The organism is Nocardiopsis sp. NPDC055824 (genome assembly GCF_053616335.1).
In genome coordinates, this window is the sequence record NZ_JBSHDN010000366.1 from 1 (window position 1) to 2,991 (window position 2,991).

A 2,991-nucleotide genomic window follows, 5' to 3' on the forward strand; every position below is an offset into this window, starting at 1 on the left:
GTCCCCGGCCGCGCGGCGGGCCGCCGGTCCCGTCGGCGCCGGAGGCCCTCCCCGCCCGCGTCGGGCGGGGAGGGCGTCGCCGGCTTCCGCGGGCGGTGCGCCCGGGGCGTGTTCCGTGGACGCTCCCGGCGGCCCCGGAGCCCGCGGGACGCGGCCTACCGGGCGGCCGGGGGCTCGTCGCCCCTGTCGTCGTCCTCGGGGACCCGGCAGCAGTACTCCAGGTAGAGGGCCGCGGCCAGCAGGAGCCCGGCGGACAGCGCCGTGAACAGCGCCGTCAGGAACACCTCCCGCTGCGTGGGCAGCACCAGCATGTCCGACACCGTGAGCGCCATGCCCGCGAAGAAGCCCAGCGCCAGCGACGCGAACAGCGCGCTCGCCTTGGCCAGGGCGACCAGGCGGGCCGCGCTGAGCGGCTGGATCGGCTCGGTGCCGGGCTCGTGGCGGATGCGCCTGCGGGTCCGCCCCGCCGTGAACCCCTCCGCCAGGGCGAGCAGCAGCAGGGTCGGGATCGCCGACCACGGCAGGAGGGGCAGGGCGGGCAGCGCGTTGGTCAGCAGGACCCCCAGGAGGGCCCCGGCCACCACCAGCAGCGCCGGCACCCGCCAGCCCGTGGGCCGCAGCCGCCCCTCGTCGTCCCCGGCCATCAGCGGCCCTCCCCGCCCGGCAGCCGCAGTCCCAGGTCCTCGCGCACGCGGAGTTCCTGCGCGCCGCCGGTGTCCTCGGCCACGAGGCCGGCCAGGAGGTCCGCGACCGGGCCGCGGCCCGGCAGTTCGGCGAGGGGGTCGGCGTCCAGCCACGGCTGGAGGACGAACGCCCTCAGGTGCGCCCGCGGGTGCGGCAGGGTCAGGTCCGGGTCGTCGTCGCACACGTCGCCGTACGAGACGACGTCCACGTCCAGGGTGCGCGGACCCCACCGGACCTCGCGGACCCGGCCGAAGGCCCGCTCGGCGTCCTGCGCGCGGGCCAGCAGCTCCCCGGGCGTGCCGGCCGTGTCCACGACGAGGACCGCGTTGAGGAACGCCCCCTGGTCGGGGCCGCCCACCGGGGCGGTCTCGTAGACCGGGGAGACCGCCACCGGGGCGGGCGCGCCCGGCCCGCCCAGCAGGGTGTCCACCGCGCCCTGGAGGGTCGCCATCCGGTCCCCGAGGTTGGACCCCAGGGAGAGCACCGCCCGGGTCACCTCCGCGACCCCCGTCCGTCCGGGACACGGGCGGGCTCCGCGGCGCCGGGCTCCCCCTGGCCCCCGGGACCCGTCCGGTCCCTGACGACGGTGACCGCGACGTCCGCGAACTCGTGGTCGATGGGCGCGGACGGCTTGTGCACCGTCACCTCGGCCCGGTCGACCAGGGGCACGGCCAGGCACGCGTCCGCCAGGCGCTCGGCGAGCGTCTCGATCAGGTTGACCGGCTCACCGGTCACGATCGCGACCAGCCGGTCGGCGAGCAGCCCGTAGTGGACGGTGTCGCCGACGTCGTCGGAGGCCGCCGCCGCCGCGGTGTCCAGGTGGAGCACGGCGTCGACCACGAAGTCCTGGCCCTCGCGGCGCTCGAACCCGAACACCCCGTGGTGGCCGCGCGCGCGGAGGCCGCGGAGGGCGATGCGGTCCCGCGTCACTCCTCGCCCTCCTCGTCGTCCTCCATCAGCACGGGAGAGGCGTGGTGCGACCACAGCCTCCATCCCTGCTCCGTGTCCACGAACAGGTTGGTGGTCACCACCTGGCCCCCGGCGACGAAGCCGGGGCTGCCGTCCTCGGCGGTGAGCACGTTCTCCTCGCACGTCACCATGGCGATGTCGCCCCCGACCCCGATGTGGGTCTCGGTGAGCACGTACTGGATGTACGTCACGTTGGCCATGATCAGCGACCAGGCCCTCATGATCTCGGTCCGGCCGCGCAGCAGCGGCCAGCCCGGGTTGACGCACACCAGGTCGGGCGCCTCGTGCTCCTCGGCCCAGACGCTGCGCATCAGGTCGATGTCGCCGTTCTCGATGGCGCTGTAGAACTGCGCGTTGGCCTCGGCCACGCGCTCCATGACCTCCTGGCGCGACTTCACCGGCCGCCCCGGTCCAGCGGCTCGGAGCGCCCCTCGTCCAGGCCGGCGCCGCCGTCGGCCCAGGCGGCGGCGACGCGCACGGCGTCGGCGTTGGGCCGCACGTCGTGCACCCGCACGGCCCACGCCCCGCGGTCGGCGGACAGCGTGGTGACGGCGGCCGTGGCGGCGTCGCACTCGGCGAACGGGCGGTCCTCGCCCTTGGCGTCGCCGAGGAGCCGGCTCAGGAAGCGTTTGCGCGAACCGGCCACCAGTACCGGCCGCCCCAGTTCGTGGAAGCGTTCGAGGTCGTGGAGAAGCGCCCAGTTGTGCGCCTGCTCGGGGCGTTTGGAGAATCCCAGTCCCGGGTCCAGAACGATCTGACCCGGATCGACACCTGCACTGATCATGGCCTCCATACGGTCGCGGAGCTCATCGAGGACCTCCTGGACGACATCCGTGTACACGGCACGGCTCTGCATGTCATGACTATGCCCACGCCAGTGCATCAACACGTAGGCAACGCCGGAAGAGGCGACAAGGCGTGCCATCGCCGGATCGGCGAGGCCCCCGCTGACGTCGTTGACGAGCACCGCGCCGGCCTCGACGGACCGCTCCGCGACCTCCGCGCGCATGGTGTCCACGCTGACGGCGACACCGCGCGAGGCGAGTTCGCGCACGACGGGCTCCACCCTTCGCAGCTCCTCCTGCGCGGAGACGCGCTGCGCTCCGGGGCGGGTGGACTCACCGCCCACGTCGATGATGTCCGCGCCCTCCTCGACCAGGTGCAGGCCGTGCTCGATCGCCCTGTCGGGATCGAACCACGCGCCGCCGTCGGAGAAGGAGTCGGGGGTGACGTTCACGACCCCCATGACCAGGCACCGCCCGCGGTCGGGCAGGCCCGGAAGTGTGTGTTTCGGCCCCATAAGGATCACCCTACGCGTACGGCCGGGGGCCGGGGGCT

Annotated in this window: 4 protein-coding genes and 1 pseudogene; all 5 read right to left on the reverse strand. The window is 74.7% G+C overall.

Going from position 1 to position 2,991, the window contains the following annotated elements:
• Nucleotides 1–155 precede the first annotated feature (155 nt).
• Nucleotides 156–644 carry a DUF3180 domain-containing protein gene (locus tag ACWGL3_RS31820; RefSeq protein WP_267946857.1) on the reverse strand — a complete coding sequence of 163 codons (489 nt, stop codon included), beginning with the start codon at nucleotides 642–644 and terminating at the stop codon, nucleotides 156–158.
• Nucleotides 644–1,180 (reverse strand): 2-amino-4-hydroxy-6-hydroxymethyldihydropteridine diphosphokinase, encoded by a 537-nt coding sequence (folK, locus tag ACWGL3_RS31825; RefSeq protein ID WP_267946858.1) that lies wholly within the window; start codon nucleotides 1,178–1,180, stop codon nucleotides 644–646. The genes ACWGL3_RS31820 and folK overlap by 1 nt, the downstream gene beginning before the upstream one ends.
• A 68-nt stretch (nucleotides 1,181–1,248) precedes the next feature.
• Nucleotides 1,249–1,614 (reverse strand): annotated as a pseudogene (gene folB / locus ACWGL3_RS31830) (dihydroneopterin aldolase); the annotation flags it as partial.
• Nucleotides 1,611–2,051, reverse strand: coding sequence for a nuclear transport factor 2 family protein (locus tag ACWGL3_RS31835; protein ID WP_267946860.1), 441 nt, complete (start codon nucleotides 2,049–2,051; stop codon nucleotides 1,611–1,613). The gene ACWGL3_RS31835 and the pseudogene folB, both read right to left, overlap by 4 nt.
• Entirely contained in the window at nucleotides 2,048–2,953 is a 906-nt protein-coding gene (gene folP / locus ACWGL3_RS31840) for a dihydropteroate synthase (protein ID WP_267946861.1), read from the reverse strand. The genes ACWGL3_RS31835 and folP overlap by 4 nt, the downstream gene beginning before the upstream one ends.
• Nucleotides 2,954–2,991: the final 38 nt, after the last annotated feature.

Excerpts from the sequence above, each read along its gene's own strand:
- ACWGL3_RS31820 (WP_267946857.1), bottom strand. The coding sequence starts at position 644 with ATGGCCGGGGACGACGAGGGGCGGCTGCGGCCCACGGGCTGGCGGGTG.
- folP (WP_267946861.1), bottom strand. The coding sequence starts at position 2,953 with ATGGGGCCGAAACACACACTTCCGGGCCTGCCCGACCGCGGGCGGTGC.